Here is a 21450-nt window from a genome sequence, read left to right as displayed (position 1 = left end):
CTCCGCATGGGGATAGTCGCCGGGCTGGACAGCTCTTCCGCCTTCACTCGCATCGTCGTCTGTGACACCGACACCGGTGCCGTGCTGCGCCAGGGGTACGCACCCCATCCACAGCCCACCGGGGAACCCGACGGCGCGAGCCCCTACGAGACGGACCCGCAGGCCTGGCTGCTCTCGCTCGGCGAGGCGGCCGGCGGCGGGCTCCTCGAAGGGGTCCAGGCCATCGGGGTCTCCGCGCAGCAGCACGGCCTGCTGCCGCTCGACGCGCAGGGCGCACTCGTACGCCCTGCCCTCATCGGCAACGACAAGCGCGGGCAGGTCGCCGCCGCCGACCTCGTCGACGCCTTCGGCGGCCGGCAGGCCTGGGCCGAGGCGGTGGGCTCGGTCCCGCACGCCGCCCAGCCGCTGGCCAAGCTGGCCTGGCTGGCCCGCGCCGAGCCCGAGGCCGCCCGCCGGGTGGCCGTGGTGATGTCCGCGCACGACTGGCTGGTCTGGCAGCTGCTGGGCCGGCCCGTCCGCCGGACCACCGACCGGGGCGGCGCCTCCGGCACCGGCTACTGGTCGGCGGCCACCGGTTCCTGGCGGCCCGACCTGGTCGAGCTGGCGCTCGGGCACATGGCGCTGCTGCCCGAGGTGCTCGGTCCGGCCGACGCCGCCGGGACCACGCCCGAGGGGCTGCTGATATCGGCCGGCACCGGCGAGACGATGGCCGCCGCGCTCGGGCTGGGGCTCGGCCCCGGCGACGCGGTGGTCTCGCTGGGCGCCTCCGGCTCGGTGATGGCGGTGCACCACGAGGCGCTGTCGGAGCCGGGCGGCCTGATCACCTCGCTGGCCGACGCCAGCGGCATGCACCTGCCGGTCGTGAACACCTCCAATGCCGTACGGGCCCTGCGCGGCACCGCCGAGCTGCTGGGCACCGACCTGGAGGGGCTGTCCGAGCTGGCGCTGAAGTCGACTCCGGGCGCACACGGCCTCGTGCTCCTGCCGTACCTGGAGGGTGAGCGGACGCCGAACCTGCCGCACAGCGCCGGGACCCTGTCCGGGCTGCGCCGGGACTCGATGAAGCCGGAACACCTGGCCCAGGCCGCCTTCGAGGGCATGCTGTGCGGGCTGGTGGACGCGCTCGACGTGCTGCGCTCGCGCGGGGTCGAGATCCGCCGGGTGTTCCTGCTGGGCGCGGCGGCCGAGCTGCCGGCCGTGCAGGCCGCGGCCCCGGGGCTGTTCGGAACGCAGATCGTCGTGCCCGCTCCGGCCGACTACGCGGCGCTGGGCGCGGCGCGCCAGGCGGCGTGGGCGCTGGGAGTGGCGCAGGGCACCCTGGCCCCGCACACCCCGCCGGTCTGGCCGGCCCCGGCGGCGCAGGTGTTCGAGCCGGGCGAGGAGTTCCCCTCGTGGCAGGCCGTGCGCCAGCAGTACGCCGCGACGCGCGAGGAGATCCACCCCGGCGCCTTCTAGCGCCTCGGCCGGGACGGCCGGGCACTAGGTCCCGCGTCGCAGGGCGGGCTCCTCCTTTTGACCGGCCTTTGCGAAAACTGCTGGGGATCCGGCCTCCGGGTGGCCGAAGATGGGGTGAACCCCCTCGATCATGCCGACCGGAGCCTGCGCGTGCTCATACGACTTCTGTGGACCCATCTGGGTCCATACCGGAAACCCATCGCCCTGCTGGTGCTGCTGCAGCTGCTCCAGACCAGTGCGAGCCTCTACCTGCCCACCCTCAACGCGGACATCATTGACAACGGTGTCGTCAACGGCGACACCGGCTACATCCTGCGCTTCGGCGCACTGATGCTCGGTGTCTCGCTCGTCCAGCTGGTCTGCAACGTCGGGGCCATCTACTACGGTGCCCGCACGGCGGCGGCCTTCGGCCGGGACGTGCGCGCCGCGGTCTTCGACCGCGTGCAGAGCTTCTCCGCGCGCGAGCTCGGCCAGTTCGGCGCCCCGTCGCTGATCACCCGTACGACGAACGACGTCCAGCAGGTCCAGATGCTGGTGCTGATGACCTTCACCCTGATGGTCTCGGCGCCGATCATGTGCGTGGGCGGCATCGCGATGGCGCTGTCGCTGGACGTGAAGCTGTCGGGCGTCCTGCTCGCCGTGGTGCCCGTACTCGGCCTGGCGGTCGGTGCGATCGTCTTCAGGACGCGGCCGCTGTTCCGCACGATGCAGGAGCGCCTGGACACCGTGAACCGGGTGCTGCGCGAGCAGATCACCGGCAACCGGGTGATCCGCGCCTTCGTCCGCGACGACTACGAGAAGGACCGCTTCCGGGAGGCCAACGCCGATCTGACCGGCGTCTCGCTGGCCACCGGCAAGCTGCTGGCCTACATGTTCCCGACCGTCATCGTGGTCGTGAACGTCTCCAGCGTCGCCGTCATCTGGTTCGGTGCGATGCGCGTCGACAGCGGCGGCATGGAGATCGGCCAGCTGACGGCCTTCCTCGCCTACCTGATGCAGATCGTCATGTCCGTGATGATGGCCACCTTCATGTTCATGATGGTGCCGCGCGCCGAGGTCTGCGCCGAGCGCATCCAGGAGGTCCTGGACACCGAGTCCAGCGTGGTCCCGCCCGCCGACCCGGTGCGCGAGCTCACCCGCAGCGGCCGCCTGGAGCTGCGCGGCGCCGACTTCCGCTACCCGGGCGCCGAGGCCCCGGTCCTGCGCGGGATCGACCTGCTGGCCCGCCCCGGCGAGACGACCGCCGTGATCGGCTCCACCGGAAGCGGCAAGTCCACGCTGCTGGGCCTGGTCCCGCGGCTGTTCGACGCGACCGGCGGCGAGGTGCTCGTCGACGGGGAGGACGTACGGCGGCTCGATCCCGACCTGCTGGCCAAGACGGTCGGCCTGGTCCCGCAGAAGCCGTACCTGTTCTCCGGAACCGTCGCCTCCAACCTGCGCTACGGGCGCCCGGACGCGACGGACGAGGAGCTGTGGCAGGCGCTGGAGGTGGCCCAGGCCAAGGAGTTCGTGTCCACGCTGGAAGGCGGCCTGGAGGCGCCCGTCACCCAGGGCGGAACCAATGTCTCCGGCGGGCAGCGCCAGCGTCTGGCCATCGCCCGCACGCTGGTGCAGCGCCCGGAGATCTACCTCTTCGACGACTCCTTCTCGGCCCTGGACTACGCGACGGACGCGGCGCTGCGCGCGGCGCTCGCCCGCGAGACGGAGGACGCGACCGTGGTGATCGTCGCCCAGCGGGTCTCCACGATCCGCGACGCCGACCGGATCATCGTTTTGGACGAGGGCCAGGTCGTGGGCGAGGGGCGCCACCACGAGCTGATGGCCGGCAACGAGACCTACCGGGAGATCGTGCTCTCCCAGCTGACGGAGGCGGAGGCCGCATGAGCGGGCCCGGAGGACGGATGATGGCGGGACCGGTCCAACGGTCCATGGATTTCAAGGGGTCGGGCAAGCGCCTGCTCGGCCAGCTCGCGCAGGACCGGCTCAGGCTGTGGGGCATGGTCTGGGCCGTCATCGGCAGCGTCGGCTGCGCGGTGGTCGGCCCGAAGATCCTGGGCGAGGCCACCGACCTGGTCTTCGCGGGGATCGTCGGACGGCAGATGCCGGCCGGGATCAGCAAGCAGCAGGCGCTGGACGGGCTGCGCGCCAAGGGCCAGGACGGCATGGCGGACATGCTCTCCGGCACCGACTTCACGCCGGGCCAGGGCATCGACTTCGGTGCGGTCGGGGTCGTGGCGATCTGGGCGCTGGTGGTCTTCACCCTCGCCGGGCTGCTGATGCTGGTCGCCACCCGAATGTCGAACCACGTCATGAACGGCACGCTCTACCGGATGCGCGAGGAGCTCCAGGGGAAGCTGTCGCGGCTGCCGCTGTCGTACTTCGACCAGCAGAAGCGCGGCGAGGTGCTCAGCCGGGCCACCAACGACATAGACAACATCGGGCAGACGCTCCAGCAGACGATGGGGCAGCTGCTGAACTCGCTGCTGACCATCGTGGGCGTGCTCGCGATGATGTTCTGGATCTCGCCGCTGCTGGCGCTGGTCGCGCTGGTGACCGTACCGATCTCGGTCGTGGCCGCGGCGAAGATCGGCAAGAGGTCGCAGCCGCAGTTCGTGGCGCAGTGGAAGAACACCGGTGTGCTCAACGCGCACATCGAGGAGATGTACTCGGGCCACGCGCTGGTCAAGGTCTTCGGCCGGCAGAAGGAGTCCGCGGCCGTCTTCGCCGAGCAGAACGAGGCGCTGTACCGGGCCTCCTTCAAGGCGCAGCTGGTCAGCGGCATCATGCAGCCGGTGATGTTCTTCATATCGAACATCAACTACGTGCTGATCGCGGTGGTCGGCGGGCTCCGGGTCGCCTCGGGCACCCTGTCGATCGGTGACGTGCAGGCGTTCATCCAGTACTCGCGGCAGTTCTCGATGCCGCTGACGCAGGTCGCCACGATGGCGAACCTCATCCAGTCCGGCGTCGCCTCGGCGGAGCGGGTCTACGAGCTGCTGGACGCGCAGGAGCAGGAGCCGGACGCCGAGGTGCCGGAGCGGCCGGAGAACGTGCGCGGGCAGGTCACCCTCGACAAGGTGGCCTTCCGCTACGCGCCGGACAAGCCGCTCATCGAGAACCTCTCGCTGAGCGTCGAGCCCGGGCACACGGTCGCGATCGTCGGCCCGACCGGCGCCGGCAAGACCACGCTGGTCAATCTGCTGATGCGGTTCTACGAGGTCACGGGCGGCGAGATCGCCCTGGACGGGGTGGACATCGCGAAGATGACGCGCGAGGAACTGCGCGGCTCGATCGGCATGGTGCTCCAGGACACCTGGCTGTTCGGCGGCACCATCGCGGAGAACATCGCCTACGGCGCCTCGCGAGAGGTCACGCGCGCCGAGATCGAGGAGGCGGCGCGGGCGGCCCACGCCGACCGGTTCATCCGCACCCTGCCGGACGGCTACGACACCGTGCTGGACGACGAGGGCGCGGGGGTCAGCGCGGGTGAGAAGCAGCTGATCACCATCGCGCGGGCGTTCCTCTCGGACCCGGTGATCCTGGTGCTCGACGAGGCGACGAGCTCGGTGGACACCCGTACCGAGGTGCTGATCCAGAAGGCGATGGCGCGCCTGGCGCACGGCCGGACCTCCTTCGTGATCGCGCACCGGCTGTCCACGATCCGCGACGCCGACGTGATCCTCGTGATGGAGAGCGGCTCGATCGTGGAACAGGGCACGCACGAGGAGCTGCTGGCCTCGGGCGGGGCGTACGCCCGGCTGTACGCGGCGCAGTTCGCGCAGGCGGTGGCCGAGGTCGACTAGCGGGCGACGGCCCGGCGGCGGGGGTGGGGGCGGGGGTGGGGGCGTCCTGCGGGGCGCCCCCTTCCGGTGTCCCGGCTCAGTCCAGATAGCCCCTCAGCTGGTCGGCGAAGGCGTGGTCGCGCAGCTTGTTGAGGGTCTTGGACTCGATCTGGCGGATGCGTTCGCGCGTCACGCCGAAGATCCGGCCGATCTCCTCCAGGGTGCGCGGGCGCCCGTCGTCGAGCCCGTAGCGCAGCTGGACGACCTTGCGCTCGCGCTCGCCGAGGGTCGACAGCACGGCTTCCAGGTGCTCGCGCAGCAGGAAGAACGCGGCGGACTCCACGGGTGACGCGGCGTCGCCGTCCTCGATGAGGTCGCCGAGCGCGACGTCGTCCTCCTCGCCGACGGGGGCGTGCAGGGAGACCGGCTCCTGGGCGAGGCGCAGCACCTCGAGGACCCGCTCGGGGGTCAGTTCCAGGTGGGCGGCGACCTCTTCGGCGGTCGGCTCGTAGCCGCGCTCCTGGAGCATGCGGCGCTGTACGCGCACCACGCGGTTGATCAGCTCCACGACGTGGACGGGCACGCGGATGGTCCGGGCCTGGTCGGCGAGGGCCCGGGACATCGCCTGCCGGATCCACCAGGTGGCGTACGTGGAGAACTTGAACCCGCGGGCGTAGTCGAACTTCTCGACGGCCCGGATGAGCCCGAGGTTCCCCTCCTGCACGAGGTCGAGCATGGTGAGCCCGCGGCCCACGTACCGCTTGGCGACGGAGACGACGAGGCGGAGGTTCGACTCGATGAGCCGGCGTTTGGCCATGCGCCCCATGACGACGAGCTTGTCGAGGTCGAAGGCGAGCTGGGAGTCGAGGTCCGGGGTGCCGGAGAGCTTCTCCTCGGCGAACAGGCCGGCTTCGACGCGCCGCGCGAGGTCCACCTCCTCGGCGGCGGTGAGCAGCGGGATCCTGCCTATCTCGCGCAGGTACTGCCGGAACAGGTCGGCGGACGGGCCCGCCGCCCCGGCACCGCTGTCCACGCGCTTGCGCTGGGCCGGCACCTGCTCGATCTGGTCGGCCAGGTCGAGGGGCTCGGGCTCGTCGTCCATGGCCTCGGCCTCGGGTTCGGGCTGCTCGGTCACGGTCAGGGTGACGGTCGGGGGCTGCGTCTGGGTCTGCACGGGGGCGACCTCCAGGGGTCCGAGGACTCAGGCACCGCAACTCAGTGTGGGGTACGACACATCACTGTCACGAGGGGCGTGCGGGCACTTTCTGAGTCCGGTGCGTGACCGGATGGTTACCCCCCGGGGGCCCGTCCGAAGCGGTCCGCACCCATGTCCGATCCGGCGGCCGGAGGTCAGGCCGGTTCGACGCGGACCGCGCAGACCTTGAACTCGGGCATGCGGGAGACCGGGTCCAGTGCGGGGTTGGTCAGGGTGTTGGCGCGGCCCTCGCCCGGCCAGTGGAAGGGCATGAAGACGGTGTCCGCGCGGATGGCGTCGGTGATGCGGGCCGGGGCCACGGACCGGCCGCGGCGGGAGACCACCGCCAGCGGGCTGCCGTCGACGGCGCCGAGACGGGCGGCGAGGCGGGGGTGGAGTTCCACGAAGGGGCCGGGGGCGGCCGCGTTGAGCTCCTCGACGCGGCGGGTCTGGGCGCCGGACTGGTACTGGGCGACGACCCGGCCGGTGGTCAGGAGCAGCGGGTAGTCGGCGTCGGGGACCTCGGCGGCGTCGCGGTGGGAGACGGGGACGAAGCGGGCCAGGCCGTCGTCGGTGGCGAAGCGGTCCAGGAAGAGGCGGGGCGTGCCCGAAGCGCCGTCCGGGCAGGGCCAGAAGACGCCCTGTTCGGCCTCGATGCGGGCGTAGCTGATGCCCGAGTAGTCCGCGGGGCCGCCGGCGGAGGCGCGGCGCAGTTCGTCGAAGACCTCCTCCGGGGCGGTGGGGAAGCCCTTCTCGATGCCGAGGCGGGCGGCGAGGCCGTGCAGCACCTCGAGGTCGGTGCGGACTCCGGGCGGCGGGGTCAGGGCGCGCCGGCGGAGCAGGACGCGGCCCTCCAGGCTGGTGGTGGTGCCGGTCTCCTCCGCCCACTGGGTGACCGGCAGGACCACGTCCGCGAGGGCGGCGGTCTCGGAGAGGACCACGTCGGCCACGGCGAGGAAGTCCAGGGAGCGGATGCGGTCCTCGATGTGGGCGGCGCGGGGGGCGGAGACCACCGGGTTGGAGCCCATGAGGAGGAGGGCGCGGACGTCGGTGCCGAGGGCGTCGAGCAGTTCGTACGCGCTGCGGCCGGGGCCGGGCAGGGTGTCGGGGTCGACGCCCCAGACCCCGGCCACGTGCGCGCGGGCCGCCGGGTCGGTGAGTTTGCGGTAGCCGGGGAGCTGGTCGGCCTTCTGGCCGTGCTCGCGGCCGCCCTGGCCGTTGCCCTGGCCGGTGAGGCAGCCGTAGCCGGAGAGCGGGCGGCCGGCCCGGCCGGTGGCCAGGCACAGGTTGATCCAGGCTCCGACGGTGTCGGTGCCCTTGGACTGCTGCTCCGGGCCGCGGGCGGTGAGGACCATCGCGGAGGAGGGCGCGCAGAACATCTCGACCGCTTCGCGGAGCCTGGGCACGGGCACGCCGGTGATGCGTTCCACCAGCTCGGGCCAGTGGGCCATCGCGGCGGCCCGGGCCGCCTCCCAGCCGGTGGTCCGGTCCGCGATGAACTCCTCGTCCGTGCGCCCCTGCGCCACGACCAGGTGCAGCATGCCGAGGGCGAGCGCGAGGTCGGTGCCGGGCCGCGGGGCGAGGTGCAGGTCGGCCTGTTCGGCGGTGCGGGTGCGGCGGGGGTCGATGACGATCAGGGTGCCGCCGTTCTGCTTCAGCTCGGTGAGGTAGCGCAGGGCGGGCGGCATGGTCTCGGCGAGGTTGGAGCCGACGAGGATCACGCAGCCGGTGCGGGGGATGTCCTCCAGCGGGAAGGGCAGGCCGCGGTCGAGCCCGAAGGCCCGCTGGTGCGCGGCGGCGGCCGAGGACATGCAGAACCGGCCGTTGTAGTCGATCTGCGAGGTGCGCAGGGCCACCCGGGCGAACTTTCCGAGCGCGTACGCCTTCTCGTTGGTGAGCCCGCCGCCGCCGAAGACCCCGACCGCGTCCGGCCCGTAGGCGCGGCCCGTGCGGGCGAGGCCCTCGGCGACGGCGTCGAGGGCCTCCTCCCAGGTGGCCGGTTCGAGCCGCCCGGCGTGGGTGCGGACGAGCGGCCCGGTCAGGCGCACCCGGGAGGAGAGCACGGCGGGGGCGGTGCGGCCCTTGCCGCACAGCGCGCCCCGGTTGACGGGGAAGTCCGCGCGCTCCTCCACCGTGACGCCCTCGCCGCCCGGTTCGGGGCGGAGGTTCATGCCGCACTGCAACGCGCAGTACGGACAGTGCGTGGCGGTGGCGGCTGCTTCCGGGGTGTGCATACCGCCCAGCCTGCGACGGCGGTGTTACGCGGGCCGCCGCCTCGCGTTACAAGCCTGCCTGCTCCGGCTCAGCGGGGTCCGGCGGCGCCTGTGAGGCCCGGCGCTCCGGCGGGCGGCCGGGGTTCACTGGCCGGTCAGGTACTTCACGGTCAGGCCGGCCGTCCAGCCGCCGTCGACGGCCAGCTCGGCGCCCGTCATGTACCCGGCGGCGTCCGAGAGCAGGAACGCGACGGCCGCGGCGATCTCCTCCGGGACCCCGACCCGGCCCATCGGGGCACCGGGGTAGTTGCCCTCGCCGGTCCGGATGCCGACGGGGGCGGTCATCGGGGTCAGCGTCATGCCGGGGTGGACGGAGTTCACCCGGATCCCGGCCTCGGCCAGCTCCACCGCGCCGATCTTGGACAGGCCGCGCACGCCCCACTTGGACGCGCCGTACCCGGCGGTGAGCGCCAGGCCGGTCAGGCCCGCGGCGGAGGAGATGTTGACGATGGAGCCGCCGCCGTTCTCCCGGAGCAGCGGGATGGCCGTCTTGATGCCGATGAACACGCCGACCAGGTTGATCTCCACGACCTGGCGGAAGTGCTCGACGCTCTCGTGCTCCAGGAACTGGCCGGTGGCTATCCCGGCGTTGTTCACCAGCCCGTCGACGCGGCCGAATTCGGCGACCGCGTACTCCAGTGCCGCCTGCCAGTCGGCCTCGCTCGTCACGTCGTGCCGCAGGAAGCGCGCCGAGCCGCCCAGCTTCGCGGCCGTCTCCGCGCCCTCCGCCTCCAGCACATCGGTGACCAGCACCCTGCCGCCGCCGTCCACCACGGCCTGCGCCGTCGCGGCGCCCAGGCCGCGGGCCCCACCGGTGATGACGACGACCTTGCCGCTGAGATCCACCACAGCCACGGTTCACCTCTGACGCTCGAACGGACCGACCGTATATGACTAATAGGAATAGCCAACGCCGCGTCAGTCTGCCAGAGCCCCCAGGGCCCGCGACACCCCCTGCTCCTTCGGTCCCAGGAAGCGCGGATCGGGCTTGAAGGCCGCGTCCAGCGCCGCCTTGCCGGCCGCGAAGACCTCGCGCGTCCCGCCGTAGTACCAGGTGGCGTCGTGCTCGTCGGGCACCCCGACCCCGTACGAGTCCAGGCCCGCCGCCTGGCACAGGGCGACGGCCCTGCGTATGTGGAAGCCCTGGCTGATCAGCACGGCCCGGTCGACCCCGAATATCTCCTTGGCCCGGACGCACGAATCCCAGGTGTCGAAGCCCGCGAAATCGCTGACGATCCGTCCGTCCGGCACCCCCTGCCCGGTCAGGTACCTGCGCATCGCGTCCGGCTCGTCGTACTCCTTGCGGCTGTTGTCCCCGGTGACCAGCACCACCTTCACCTTGCCCGCGTGGTACAGCTCGGCGGCGGCATCGAGCCGGGTGGCCAGATAGGGGGTCGGCTGCCCGTTCCACAGCCCCGCCCCGAACACCACGGCCACCTCGGCCGAGGGCGCGTCGGCCGTGGTCCGCAGCCGGTCCGCGGCCGCCGCGTGCGTCCACGCCGCGGGCAGCAGCGCCAGCGCGCAGCCCGCCACCACGACCCGCACGGCCCGCCGCCGCGCACGCACCCCGCGCGGCGCCCCGGACCGCCGGCCCGCCACGGCCCGCGCCACCACCCGCACCGCGACCCGCGCCGCCGTACGTGCCGCCGACCGCGCCCCCGCCCCAGCCGCCTCCGCCGACCGTGCCACCGACCGCGCCGCCGACCGTGCCTCCGCCCCAGTCCAGCCGTGCCTCTTCATGACCGCCCCCCTCGCACCCCACGCCTCACACCTCGTTCGCACGGATTGACGAGTGGGCCACGGCCGCCAGTTCCGCCCTCCCCTCCTTTCACCCGCACGAATGACCGAACGCGTGGGTGAGCACCCGGAAAACACCCGTCACCGCGGCGCAACGCCCCGGCAACCTCCGGCGCGCAGGATCGGTTCATGACGGAGCCGGTGCACCCTCCCGACACCCTGTCCCTCCCCTTCGGCAGCGCCGCCGAACTGCTGTCCCGGATCACCGCCCAACTCGGCACGCAGCTCAGCGGCGTCCGCCCGCCGCGCGCCCGGCCCCACGGAGCCCACCCATGCAGCAGCCCGCCCTCGTCGCCGTGGCCCACGGCAGCCGCGACCCGCGCGCCCTTCACACCGCCCTCGCCCTCCTCGAACGCGTCCGCGAGCTCCGCCCCCGCCTCGACGTCCGGCTCGGGCACATCGAGCTGAACCGGCCGCTGCTCGGCGACACCCTGCGGGAGCTGAGCGGCGAGGCGGTCCTCGTCCCGCTGCTCCTCGGCCGCGGGTACCACGTCAAACGTGATCTCCCCGCCGCGGCCGCCGCCGCCCGGCACCTGCGGGTCACCGTCGCCGCGCCCCTCGGCCCGCACCCGCTGCTCGTCGAGGCCCTGTACGAACGGCTCCAGGAGGCGGGCTGGGGCTCCGCCCGCCACGCGAGCACCGCCGTGGTGCTCGCCGCCGCCGGTTCCCGCGATCCCGAGTCCGCCGCCGACACCCGCCGCACCGCCGCCCTGCTCGGCGAGCGCCTCGGCGGCGTCCCGGTGGTCCCCGCCTACGCCTCCGCCGCCTCCCCCACCGTCCCCGAGGCCATCCGCGCCCTGGCCGCCCGCGGGCACCGCCGGCCGGCCGTGGCCTCGTACTTCGCCGCACCCGGCCGGTTCGCCGCCCAGGCCGCCGCGGCCGCGCCCGGCCTCGCCGCCGCGCCGCTGGGCGACCACCCGGCGCTGGCCCGCCTGCTGCTGCACCGCTTCGACCGGGCGTGCGCCCTGCCCCGCGGCGCCGTCCACAGCGCCGAACGGCCGGAACTCCTCTCCGCCTGATCCCGGTTTGTCAGAGGTTCCGGTTACCGTCTCTTCATGGAAGGCACCGCGCACACCCCGGCAGACGACCTGTACGACCCCACCGCCACCGAACGCTGGGCCGTCGAGCCGGACAAACGGCCCGGGAGGACCGCCTTTCAGCGCGACCGCGCCCGCGTGCTGCACTCCGCCGCCCTGCGCCGCCTCGCCGGGAAGACCCAGGTGGTCACGCCCGGCACCCGTTCCTACGACTGGGACGCGAGCCCCCGTACCCGCCTCACGCACTCCCTGGAGTGCGCCCAGGTCGGCCGGGAGCTGGGCGCCGCGCTCGGCTGCGACCCCGACCTCGTCGAGGCCGCCTGCCTCTCCCACGACATGGGGCACCCGCCTTTCGGCCACAACGGCGAGGAGGCGCTCAACGAGTTCGCCAAAGACTGCGGCGGATTCGAGGGCAACGCCCAGTCGCTGCGCCTGCTGACCCGTCTGGAGCCCAAGCGGTTCGTGCCCGACCCGGCGAGCGGCGAACTCGTCAGCGTCGGCCTCAACCTCACCCGGGCCTGCCTGGACGCCGCCACCAAGTACCCGTGGGCCCGCGGCAACCACCCCACCGACCCCGGCTCGGTCAAGTTCGGCGCCTACGAGGACGACCTGCCCGTCTTCGAGTGGCTGCGCCTCGGCGCGCCCGCGGACCGCAAGTGCTTCGAGGCCCAGGTCATGGACTGGGCGGACGACGTCGCGTACTCCGTCCACGACTTCGAGGACGGGCTGCACGCGGGCCACCTCGACCCCAACCTGCTCTTCGCCGAGCCCGAGCGCACCGCGATCTGGCGGGTCGCCATCGGCCGCTACGTGCCCTCCGACACCGAGCCCGAGGAGCTGCGCGCCGCCCTCGACCGGTTGATGGAGCAGGAGTGGTGGCCGCACGGGTACGACGGCTCGGCCGTGGCCCAGGCCCGGCTGAAGGACGCGACCAGCCAGCTCATCGGCCGTTTCTGCCTGGCCGCCGAGGGCGCCACCCGTGAGGCGTACGGCTCCGGCCGGCTCACCCGGTACGGCGCCGAACTGGTGGTCCCCCGCGAGGCGCGCAACGAGTGCGCCGTCCTCAAGGCGGTCGCCGACCTGTACGTCATGCAGCGCGACGAACAGGAGCGGATCCGCGCCGACCAGCGCATCGTCCTGGCCGAACTCGCGGAGGCGCTCAGCGCCCGCGCCCCCGAGGGCCTGGACCCGCAGTTCCGGGCCATCTTCGACGCGGCGCCGGACGACAAGGCCAGGAAACGGGCGGTCATCGACCAGATCGCGTCGCTCACCGACGCGTCCGCCCGTTCCCTGCACGCACGCCTCACCCAGCGCACGCGACGCGCCGACGGGTGAGCTGATCGGGCCACTCCCCCTTCACGCGGCAGGCTCATTGCGGGACGCTCGCATGTGGTCGCATGTGGCGGAGAGGTTATGAGGAGGCATCAGGTGGTCGACGCACACCGGACGTTCGTCATCGTGGGCGCAGGGCTGGCCGGGGCAAAAGCGGCCGAAACGCTGAGGTCCGAGGGGTTCACGGGGCGGGTGATCCTGATCGGCGACGAGCGCGACCATCCCTACGAACGGCCCCCGCTGTCCAAGGGGTACCTGACGGGCAAGGACGACCGCGACAGCGTCTTCGTCCACGAGCCGTCCTGGTACGCAGCCGCCGACGTCGAGCTGCACCTCGGCCAGCCCGCGGTCCACCTGGACCGGGACGCCAAGAAGGTGGTCCTCGGCGACGGCGCCGTCCTGCACTACGACAAGCTGCTGCTGGCCACCGGCGCCGAGCCGCGCCGCCTGGACATCCCGGGCACCGGCCTGGCCGGGGTGCACCACCTGCGCCGCCTCGCCCACGCCGAACGGCTGCGGGGCGTCCTGGCCGGGCTCGGCCGGGACAACGGCCACCTGCTGATCGCGGGCGCCGGGTGGATCGGCCTGGAGGTCGCCGCGGCGGCCCGCGGCTACGGCGCCGAGGTCACCGTCATCGAGCCCGAGCCCACCCCGCTGCACGCGGTGCTCGGTCCGGAGATCGGCCGGCTCTTCGGCGACCTGCACGCCGAGCACGGGGTGCGGTTCCACTTCGGCGCCCGGCTGACCGAGATCGTCGGCCACGACGGCATGGTGCTGGCCGCCCGTACGGACGACGGGGAGGAGCACCCGGCGCACGCGGTGCTCGCCGCGATCGGGGCGGCCCCGCGCACGGCGCTCGCGGAGACCTCCGGGCTGGCGCTGGTCGACCGGGAGCACGGGGGCGGGATCGCGGTGGACGCCTCCCTGCGCACCTCCGACCCGGACGTCTTCGCGGTCGGGGACGTGGCCGCGGCCCACCACCCGGTGCTCGGGACCCGGCTGCGGGTCGAGCACTGGGCCAACGCGCTGAACGGGGGGCCGGCCGCCGCACGGGCGATGCTGGGCCAGGAGGTCTCGTACGACAGGGTGCCGTACTTCTTCTCCGACCAGTACGACGTGGGTCTGGAGTACTCGGGCTACGCGCCGCCGGGCGGCTACGACCAGGTGCTGATCCGCGGGGACGCGGCCAAGCGGGAGTTCATCGCCTTCTGGCTCTCGGAAGGGCGGGTGCTCGCCGGGATGAACGTGAACGTCTGGGACGTCACCGAGCACATCCAGGCCCTGATCAGGTCGAAGGAGCCCGTGGACCGCGACAAACTGGCGGATCCCTCGGTTCCGCTCGCGTCGCTGCTGACGCCCGAGGGGGCCTGACGGGTTTGTCCGCGTGCGGCCGTAGACTTCACGCGTGGCAGGACGGATCAACGACGACGACGTGAAGGCGGTACGGGACGCGGTCCCGATCGACGCCGTGGTCTCCGACTACCTCCAGCTGCGCAACGCGGGCGGCGGCAACCTCAAGGGCCTGTGCCCCTTCCACGACGAGAAGTCCCCGTCCTTCCAGGTCAGCCCCAGCAAGGGTCTCTACCACTGCTTCGGCTGCCAGGCGGGCGGGGACACCCTCGACTTCATCATGAAGATCGACCACCTCTCCTTCTCGGAGGCGGTCGAGCGCCTGGCCGGCCAGGCGGGCATCACCCTGCGCTACGAGGAGGGCGGCTACACCGCCGGCACCAGCGGCCGCGGTGAGCGGATCCGCCTGGTCGAGGCGCACAAGGCGGCCGCCCAGTTCTACGTCGACCAGCTGGGCAGCCCCGAAGCGGAGATCGGCCGCAAGTTCCTGGCCGAGCGCGGCTTCGACCAGGCGGCCGCGGCGCACTTCAGCGTGGGCTACAGCCCGGCCGGCTGGGACCACCTGACCCGGTTCCTGCGCGGCAAGGGCTTCAGCGACAAGGAGCTGGTCACCTCCGGCCTCGCCCAGGACAGCCGCAGCGGCAAGCCCATCGACCGCTTCCGAGGCCGGCTGATGTGGCCCATCCGCGACATCAGCGGCGAGGTGGTCGGCTTCGGCGCGCGCAAGCTGCGCGACGACGACAACGGCCCCAAGTACCTGAACACGCCCGAGACCGCGATCTACAAGAAGTCCCAGGTCCTGTACGGCATCGACCTGGCCAAGAAGGAGATCGCGAAGACCTCGCGGGCCGTGGTGGTCGAGGGCTACACGGACGTGATGGCCTGCCACATGGCCGGGGTGACCACCGCGATCGCCACCTGTGGCACGGCCTTCGGCGGGGACCACATCAAGATCCTGCGGCGGCTGCTGATGGACAACGCCACCGCCGAGGTGATCTTCACCTTCGATGGCGACGCGGCCGGCCAGAAGGCCGCGCTGCGGGCCTTCGAGGACGACCAGAAGTTCGCCGCCGAGACCTCGATCGCGATCACCCCGGGCGGGATGGACCCCTGCGACCTGCGCCTCGCCCAGGGCGACGCGGCCGTCGCCGGGCTCGTGGAATCCCGGACCCCGCTCTTCGAGTTCGCGCTGCGGCACATCGTCGCCCGGCACAACCTGGAGAACCCGGCGGGCCGCGCGGCGGCGCTGGACGAGGCCGCTCCGGTCGTGGCCCACATCAAGAACATCGCGATCCAGCACGAGTCCGCGGTCCAGCTCGCGGGCATGCTGGGCATCCGCGACGAGCAGTTCGTCGTCAAGCGCGTCGCCCAGCTCGCGCGCTGGGCCCGCGAGCGCGGCGGCCAGCCCCAGCAGCAGGGCAGGGGCGGCGGCCGGCAGTCCTACGAGGCCGCCGCCGCGCCGGCCGCCCAGCCGGGCGGCGGACCCGCGCTGAACCTGCGCAGCCCCGCCCACCGCACCGAGCGCGAGCTGCTGAAGCTGGCCCTGCAGCGCCCGGCCCTGGTCTCCCCGGCGTTCGACGCGTACGGGATCGACGAGTTCACCGCCCCGCCGTACGCGGCCGTGCGCCAGGCCGTCCAGGACGCGGGCGGGGCCTCGCTCGGCACCGACGACTACCTGGCCCGCGTGCGGGACGCCGCGCCGAACGACACCGTCCGGGCGCTCGTCACGGAGCTGGCCGTCGAGGCCATCCACGCCAAGACGGTGGACGAGATCTACGCGGGCGTCCAGCTGGTCCAGGTGCGGCTGCGCGCCGTAGACCGCCGGGTCCACGAGATCCAGGGCACGCTGTCCCGGCTGGGCCCGCAGGCCCCGCCGGAGCAACTGGCCGCGGTCCAGGAAGAGCTGTGGGTGCTCCAGCAGTACGGCCAGCGGCTGCGCAACCGCGGCGCCGAAGGGCTCTAGCAGCCCCGAAGGGTGTAGCGGCGCCGCGGCGGCCCCTCAGCGCCCCAGCCAGTCCCCGCCCTGTATCTCGGTGCCCGACTCCCGCAGGTCGCGGGCGAGCAGCGGGGACGCCAGGTAGACCCAGGCCCGCACCGGAGTGCCGTCGGCGCGCAGGGCCTCGCGGGCGATCCGGTCGTAGACGTTCCCCGGCCTGCCCGGGCCCCCGTACTCCTCCAGCACGTCCAGCGCGGCCAGCAGCTCCCCGTACGCGTCCGGTGCCGCGGTGATCAGCTCCCCGGCCACGGCCGAGCCCGGGCGCTCGACCGCGTACGGATAGCCGGGGCCCTCGTACAGCGCCGCGCCGGGGAGGCTCGCGGGCTCCTCGGCGACCGTGCGGCCGCGCAGGAACAGGTCGTGGTTGACCTCGCCCGGGCGCAGCGTCCCGTAGACGAAGAACGGGAGCGGAGCGGTCGGATCTTGTGGCCGAACGACCGATGTCACGGGGCCCTCCCTGGGGTACGGCGGAACACTCCGCGGACCGGGACCAAGGTCCCGACTTGCCTGCGGCACACCACCGTACGCACCGCTGTTACACAACGTCCCGGTGCCCGTGACCCGTGCCGTCTAGCGTCGGTCCCCGGTCTCCCCCACCCCACGGTTCTGCCCCCATGACACCTTCGTCCCACCGCCTGCTCGCCGCCGTGCTGTGCGTCTGCGCACTCGCCGCCGGCGGCTGCGCCGCACCCGCCGGGCTCGGCGCGGGGACGCCCGCGCCCCCGGTCTCGAGCCAGCCGAGCCCCGAACCGCTCTGGCCCGCCTGGACCCAGGCCCCCGGCTCCGCGGTGGGCCGCCGGGAGCCGGCGCCGACGCCCCTGAAGAACGCCCCCGAGCCCGGGCCGAAGGGGCTCACCGGGCTCGACGCGACCGAGATCGCGCGGGCCGACCCGCGGATGAAGCCGTACCTCGGCAAGGGGACGGGCATCCTGGTGCCCGGCCGGGCCGGGATCCGCCCGCCCGTCCACCGGGACCTGACGGGCGACGGCCACCCGGACCTGATCGTGGCCGCCGACGTGCCGACCGGCCGCTCGGCGCTGAGCGTGTACGCGGTGGTCAACGGCCGGATCGTCTCGATCCTCTTCACCATCGGCCGCCGGCTCACGGCGGAGACCATCGGCACGGACCTGCTGGTCCGCATCGCCGCCGACGACGGCTCCGAACAGGTCGTGCGCTACCACTGGGACGGCGAGCGGATGACGGTGGTCAACGACGAGCGGCGCTTCCGCAAGGACGGCAGGAACACCCCGTGAGGGCCCTCCTGACCCGCTACCGGCACCTGCTGCGGGCCCTCGGCCTGCGCTGGAAGATCTCCATCCTGCTCGCCGTCGGCTGCTCGCTGGTCGCGGTCGCCATCGGGCTCCTGATCCACGACGCGCGCACCCGGCAGATCGCCGACGCGGCGCGGGCCAACGCCACCAACCAGCTGATCAGCGTGCGGAAGGTGTACGAGCTGACCGGCCGGCTCGACGCCGACAAGGTCGGCGAGGCCGATGCCCGGATCGACTGTCCGGAGCTGCCGGAGCCGCTGCGGACGGCGGCCCTGGACGGGGAGCGGACCACCTACCTGGACATGTCCGGGCCGCACCCGGCGGTGTGGGCCGCCCGGCCGGTCGGCGGGGCGCACGTGCTGTCCGTACGGCTGTCGCTGGCCGACGACCGGGAGGAGCTGGCCGAGCTGGACCGCGGGCTCGTGGCGTACGCGGCGGTGATCGTGGCGCTCGCGGCGGTCGGCGGGGCGCTGCTGGCCAGCCGGCTGAGCAGGGAGCTGCGGACGGCCGCGGAGACGGCCCGCCGGATCAGCGCGGGCGAATTGGACGCGCGGATCGGGCTGTCCGGGGTGCCGGGGACGCGGGACGAGGTCGCGGAACTCTCCTCGGCGGTCGACACGATGGCCGCCAGCCTCCAGCACCGCCTGGAGGCCGAGCAGCGGTTCACGGCGGATGTGGCGCACGAGCTGCGGACCCCGCTGACGGGTCTGCACACCGCGGCCGAGCTGCTGCCGGCCGGGCGTCCGACGGAGCTCGTACGGGACCGGGTCGCGGCGCTGCGGACACTGACCGAGGACCTGCTGGAGGTGGCCCGGCTCGACGCCAACCGGGAGGAGCCGCAGCTGGCGGCGCACCGGCTGGGGCCGCTGGTGCACTCGATCACGCGGCGCTCGGGGGTGGCGGCCCTGGTGGTGGTGGGCGCGTACCCCGAGGAGGGGGCGGCGGAGCCGGAGGGGGCGGACGGGTTGGACGGGGCGGAGGGCGCGGCCGGGTCGGCGTACGTCCGCACCGATGTACGGCGCTTCGAGCGGATCCTGACGAACCTGCTGGTCAACGCGCGGCGGCACGGCGGGGAGCCGGTCACTGTGACGGTGTCCGGGACCACCGTGACCGTCCGGGACCGGGGGCCGGGCTTCCCGGAGAAGCTGCTGCGCGAGGGGCCGCAGCGGTTCCTGACCGGCGCCGCCGAACGCGGCCAGGGCACGGGGCTCGGCCTGACCATCGCCCTCGGGCAGGCGCAGGTGATCGGCGCACGGGTCGTCCTCGAGAACGTGCCGCCGTCGGGCGCCTCGGCCACGGTGGTGCTGCCGCCGGCCTGACCGCTTCCGCGCGGCCGGTCTCACCCGGACGGCGAAGGCGGCCCGAATGGCCGTATCAGGGCCTTTGACCTGCGCTGACGGTCCGGCGGAAGGGCCCGCGCGAGCGGACCTGACGGAACATCAGCAGGCGCGCCGCGGGCGGTCCGGGTTTCCTCGGAAGCACGACCCCGTGTCTCCAGGGAGCTCCCATGCGCCGACGTACGGCCCACGCGCTGACTGCCGCCGCGCTGACCTGCGCCGCCTTCGTCGGCCCCGTCGCCGGTGCGGTGGCCGCCGTGGACCTGGGCATGGTGGGCTTCGCACCCGGCGACTTCGCCCCGCTGGAGGTGTGGCCGAAGTCCGCGGCCCCGGGTGCCACCGTCACCGTGAACACCAAGGCCTGCGGGCCCGGCAGCCATGCGGAGGGCGATGCCACCACGGTGGGCGGCGGCCGGTTCAAGCTGGTCCCGGGCACCCACAAGGAGGTGGTCGTGGGCCAGTTCCAGGTCGCCCGCGGCACCCGCCCGGGCACCTACGGCATCGGGGCGACCTGCGCGAACGGCAAGTTCGCCACCGGCGACCTGGTCGTCACCGAACGAGGCCCGCAGGGCCACGTCCAGACCGGGGTGGGCGGTGGCACGACCACCACCAGCGACCCCGCCAAGATCGCGGCGGGAGCGGCAGTGCTGGCCGCGACCGCCGTCGGCGGTACCTGGCTCCTGCGTCGCCGGGCGAGCGGCACGCGGAGCTGACGGACGCCCACCGCGGCTCCGGCCGCGGTCCGACCGGTACCGTCCCCCGTCGCCCGCCCCGCGAGGTCCCCCCGTTCGCGGGGCCGGGCGACGGCCAGTCACCCCGAAACGGAAGGCCGAGGGGGTACGCATGGGTGGCGATTTCCGCGGAGCCCGCCACGGAGGCCTCGTGGCCCTCGCCGCCTGCATCGGCATCTGGCTCGTGACCAGCGGCTCCCGCGAGCCCGTCGGGCCGCCGCTGCCCTCCCCCGCCGAGGCCCTGACCGCCGCCGGCGCCACGGGCCCCGGGATCGCCCCGCTGACCGGATCACCGCCCCGGCGGATCCGGATCCCCTCCATCCGGGTCGACGCCCCGCTGACCGGGCTCGGCCTCCAGCCGGGCGGCAGCCTCGAAGTGCCGCCGCCGGACCGGCCCGACCTGGCCGGCTGGTACCGCGACGGCACCACCCCGGGCGCCACCGGCACGGCGGTCATCGCGGGGCACGTGGACGACTCCGCCGGGCCCGGGGTCTTCTACCACCTGGGAGCCCTGCGCCGCGGGGCCGCCGTCGAGGTCCCGCGCGCGGACGGCCGTACCGCCGTGTTCACCGTCCACGCGGTCGAGGTCTACGACGCCAAGGCCTTTCCCGACACCCGCGTGTACGGCCCTTCGGCGCGCGCCGAGCTCCGGGTGATCACCTGCGGCGGCGGGTTCTCGCCGCGTACGGGCTACCGCGGCAACGTGGTCGTCTTCGCGCACCTCACCGGGACGTACTGACCGGCTACCCCCACTGCTCGAGGCCGAGCTTGACCACCAGCGCGCCCACCACCGTCAGCAGCACGCCGCGGACGAAGCCGCTGCCCTTCTTGAGGGCCATGCCGGCGCCGACCATGCCGCCGGCCAGGTTGAACGCGGCCATCAGCGCGGCCAGCTGCCACAGGACCATGCCCTGGTAGGCGAACATCGCGAGCGCCCCGGCGTTCGTGCAGACGTTGACGATCTTGGCGGTCGCGGAGGCGGTGACCAGGTCGAGGTGGAGCAGGGCGGTGAGCGCGAGGACCAGGAAGGTGCCGGTGCCCGGCCCGATGAGCCCGTCGTAGAAGCCGATGCCGAGACCGGCGAGGCCGATGGCGAGGAAGACCCGCTGCCTGCTGACCGGCGAGGCACCGGGGGCGGTGCCGAAGGCGGGCCGGAAGAGCACGAAGGCGGCGACGACCACGAGCACCACCATGATCAGCGGACGCATCGCGTCCTTGCTGATGCCGCCGGCCAGCGCGGCGCCGCCCATCGAGCCGGCGAGCGCGGCGACGCCGATGCGGACGGCGAGCTTCACGTCCACCGGGGCTTTGCGGAGGTAGGTGACGGCCGCGCCGGTGGTGCCGACGATGGCGACGGCCTTGTTGGTCCCGAGGACGGTGGCCGGGTGGGCGTTCGGCAGGCCGAGCAGCAGGGCGGGCAGGAGCAGCAGGCCACCGCCGCCCACCACGGCGTCGATCCAGCCGGCGGCCGCCGCGGCCACGCACAATATGATGATCATGGTCAAGGAGATGTCAGGCACCACCTGACCCTATGGACCTGTCAGGTGTCGTATCCATCAATCCCCGGAAACTTGCGCAAAGGTTGAGCTTTGCCGGGCCGGCACCCGGTCCGGGGCCACCGGAGCCGCCGGGTCCACGGCCGCGGTCAGCACGCTGGCGACCAGCACACTGGCCAGCCCCAGGCCCAGACCGAGCCCGCCGGCCGGCAGCGGAGGCCGGCGGGGTCTGCGGTGCCGGGCCCTGGCGGCGGGGGCGGCGGCCGGCGCGGACAGGGGCAGGGCGATGTGCAGCGGATGGCGCATGGGAGCGGGGCCTCTCGGGAACTGAAGTCGGAAGCTGAAGGCGGGGACTCAAGGCGGAAGCCGGCGTCGGAAACTGACGTCGGAAGCCGAAG

Annotated in this window: 17 protein-coding genes; 11 read left to right on the top strand and 6 right to left on the bottom strand. The window is 73.5% G+C overall.

Annotated features, from left to right (window positions below; translation table 11 throughout):
- Positions 1-6: 6 nt before the first annotated feature.
- The 3 genes from ACFWP3_RS03660 (at position 7) to ACFWP3_RS03650 (ending at position 5258) form a co-directional block, all read left to right on the top strand.
- Positions 7-1455 carry an FGGY family carbohydrate kinase gene (locus ACFWP3_RS03660; RefSeq protein ID WP_384215776.1) on the top strand — a complete coding sequence of 483 codons (1449 nt, stop codon included), beginning with the start codon at positions 7-9 and terminating at the stop codon, positions 1453-1455.
- 150 nt (positions 1456-1605) lie between these two features.
- Positions 1606-3339 (top strand): ABC transporter ATP-binding protein, encoded by a 1734-nt coding sequence (locus ACFWP3_RS03655; RefSeq protein ID WP_384215775.1) that lies wholly within the window; start codon positions 1606-1608, stop codon positions 3337-3339.
- Positions 3336-5258, top strand: coding sequence for an ABC transporter ATP-binding protein (locus tag ACFWP3_RS03650; RefSeq protein ID WP_384215774.1), 1923 nt, complete (start codon positions 3336-3338; stop codon positions 5256-5258). Before ACFWP3_RS03655 ends, ACFWP3_RS03650 begins: the two co-directional genes overlap by 4 nt.
- 76 nt (positions 5259-5334) lie before the next feature.
- On the opposite strand, the gene ACFWP3_RS03645 is transcribed toward ACFWP3_RS03650, so the two are convergent.
- From ACFWP3_RS03645 to ACFWP3_RS03630, 4 genes are all read right to left on the bottom strand, one after another.
- On the bottom strand, positions 5335-6378 hold the full coding sequence (locus ACFWP3_RS03645) for an RNA polymerase sigma factor (protein WP_384215912.1): 1044 nt from the start codon (positions 6376-6378) through the stop codon (positions 5335-5337).
- Between the two features lie 209 nt (positions 6379-6587).
- Complete coding sequence (locus tag ACFWP3_RS03640) at positions 6588-8666, bottom strand: molybdopterin oxidoreductase family protein (RefSeq protein WP_384215773.1); 2079 nt, start codon at positions 8664-8666, stop codon at positions 6588-6590.
- A gap of 123 nt (positions 8667-8789) precedes the next feature.
- On the bottom strand, positions 8790-9554 hold the full coding sequence (locus ACFWP3_RS03635; RefSeq protein ID WP_384215910.1) for a glucose 1-dehydrogenase: 765 nt from the start codon (positions 9552-9554) through the stop codon (positions 8790-8792).
- Positions 9555-9623: 69 nt separating this feature from the next.
- Entirely contained in the window at positions 9624-10445 is an 822-nt protein-coding gene (locus ACFWP3_RS03630; RefSeq protein ID WP_384215772.1) for a vancomycin high temperature exclusion protein, read from the bottom strand.
- Positions 10446-10774: 329 nt separating this feature from the next.
- Between ACFWP3_RS03630 and ACFWP3_RS03625 the strand changes: the two genes are divergently transcribed.
- The 4 genes from ACFWP3_RS03625 to dnaG all read left to right on the top strand — a co-directional run bounded on the left by ACFWP3_RS03625 (position 10775) and on the right by dnaG (position 16184).
- Complete coding sequence (locus ACFWP3_RS03625) at positions 10775-11521, top strand: sirohydrochlorin chelatase (RefSeq protein WP_384215771.1); 747 nt, start codon at positions 10775-10777, stop codon at positions 11519-11521.
- Positions 11522-11557: 36 nt separating this feature from the next.
- Positions 11558-12874, top strand: a complete 1317-nt coding sequence (locus ACFWP3_RS03620; protein WP_384215770.1) for a deoxyguanosinetriphosphate triphosphohydrolase — start codon at positions 11558-11560, stop codon at positions 12872-12874.
- Between the two features lie 93 nt (positions 12875-12967).
- The gene (locus ACFWP3_RS03615) at positions 12968-14242 is read left to right on the top strand and encodes an NAD(P)/FAD-dependent oxidoreductase (RefSeq protein ID WP_384215769.1); all 1275 of its coding nucleotides are present in this window, start codon (positions 12968-12970) and stop codon (positions 14240-14242) included.
- Positions 14243-14276: 34 nt separating this feature from the next.
- Entirely contained in the window at positions 14277-16184 is a 1908-nt protein-coding gene (gene dnaG, locus ACFWP3_RS03610; RefSeq protein ID WP_384215768.1) for a DNA primase, read from the top strand.
- A 36-nt stretch (positions 16185-16220) separates the two neighbouring features.
- Here dnaG and ACFWP3_RS03605 read toward each other — a convergent pair whose 3' ends face one another.
- Positions 16221-16664: a gamma-glutamylcyclotransferase family protein gene (locus tag ACFWP3_RS03605; RefSeq protein ID WP_384215767.1), complete on the bottom strand. Its 444-nt coding sequence runs from the start codon at positions 16662-16664 to the stop codon at positions 16221-16223.
- Between the two features lie 167 nt (positions 16665-16831).
- Between ACFWP3_RS03605 and ACFWP3_RS03600 the strand changes: the two genes are divergently transcribed.
- The 4 genes from ACFWP3_RS03600 to ACFWP3_RS03585 all read left to right on the top strand — a co-directional run bounded on the left by ACFWP3_RS03600 (position 16832) and on the right by ACFWP3_RS03585 (position 20295).
- Positions 16832-17470 carry a hypothetical protein gene (locus ACFWP3_RS03600; RefSeq protein ID WP_384215766.1) on the top strand — a complete coding sequence of 213 codons (639 nt, stop codon included), beginning with the start codon at positions 16832-16834 and terminating at the stop codon, positions 17468-17470.
- The gene (locus ACFWP3_RS03595; protein WP_384215765.1) at positions 17467-18807 is read left to right on the top strand and encodes an ATP-binding protein; all 1341 of its coding nucleotides are present in this window, start codon (positions 17467-17469) and stop codon (positions 18805-18807) included. The genes ACFWP3_RS03600 and ACFWP3_RS03595 overlap by 4 nt, the downstream gene beginning before the upstream one ends.
- 188 nt (positions 18808-18995) lie before the next feature.
- Positions 18996-19538, top strand: a complete 543-nt coding sequence (locus ACFWP3_RS03590) for a hypothetical protein (RefSeq protein ID WP_384215764.1) — start codon at positions 18996-18998, stop codon at positions 19536-19538.
- Positions 19539-19668: 130 nt separating this feature from the next.
- Positions 19669-20295 (top strand): class F sortase, encoded by a 627-nt coding sequence (locus tag ACFWP3_RS03585; RefSeq protein ID WP_384215763.1) that lies wholly within the window; start codon positions 19669-19671, stop codon positions 20293-20295.
- A 4-nt stretch (positions 20296-20299) separates the two neighbouring features.
- Here the strand turns inward: ACFWP3_RS03585 and ACFWP3_RS03580 are convergent, their stop codons facing one another.
- Positions 20300-21076, bottom strand: a complete 777-nt coding sequence (locus ACFWP3_RS03580) for a sulfite exporter TauE/SafE family protein (protein ID WP_384215762.1) — start codon at positions 21074-21076, stop codon at positions 20300-20302.
- Positions 21077-21450 lie beyond the last annotated feature (374 nt).

The sequence above is a fragment of the Streptomyces sp. NPDC058525 genome (genome assembly GCF_042719495.1).
In the GTDB taxonomy this organism is placed as follows: domain Bacteria; phylum Actinomycetota; class Actinomycetes; order Streptomycetales; family Streptomycetaceae; genus Streptomyces.
The sequence above is the reverse complement of the archived record's forward strand: the minus strand, read 5'-3'. Positions and strand labels throughout refer to the sequence as shown.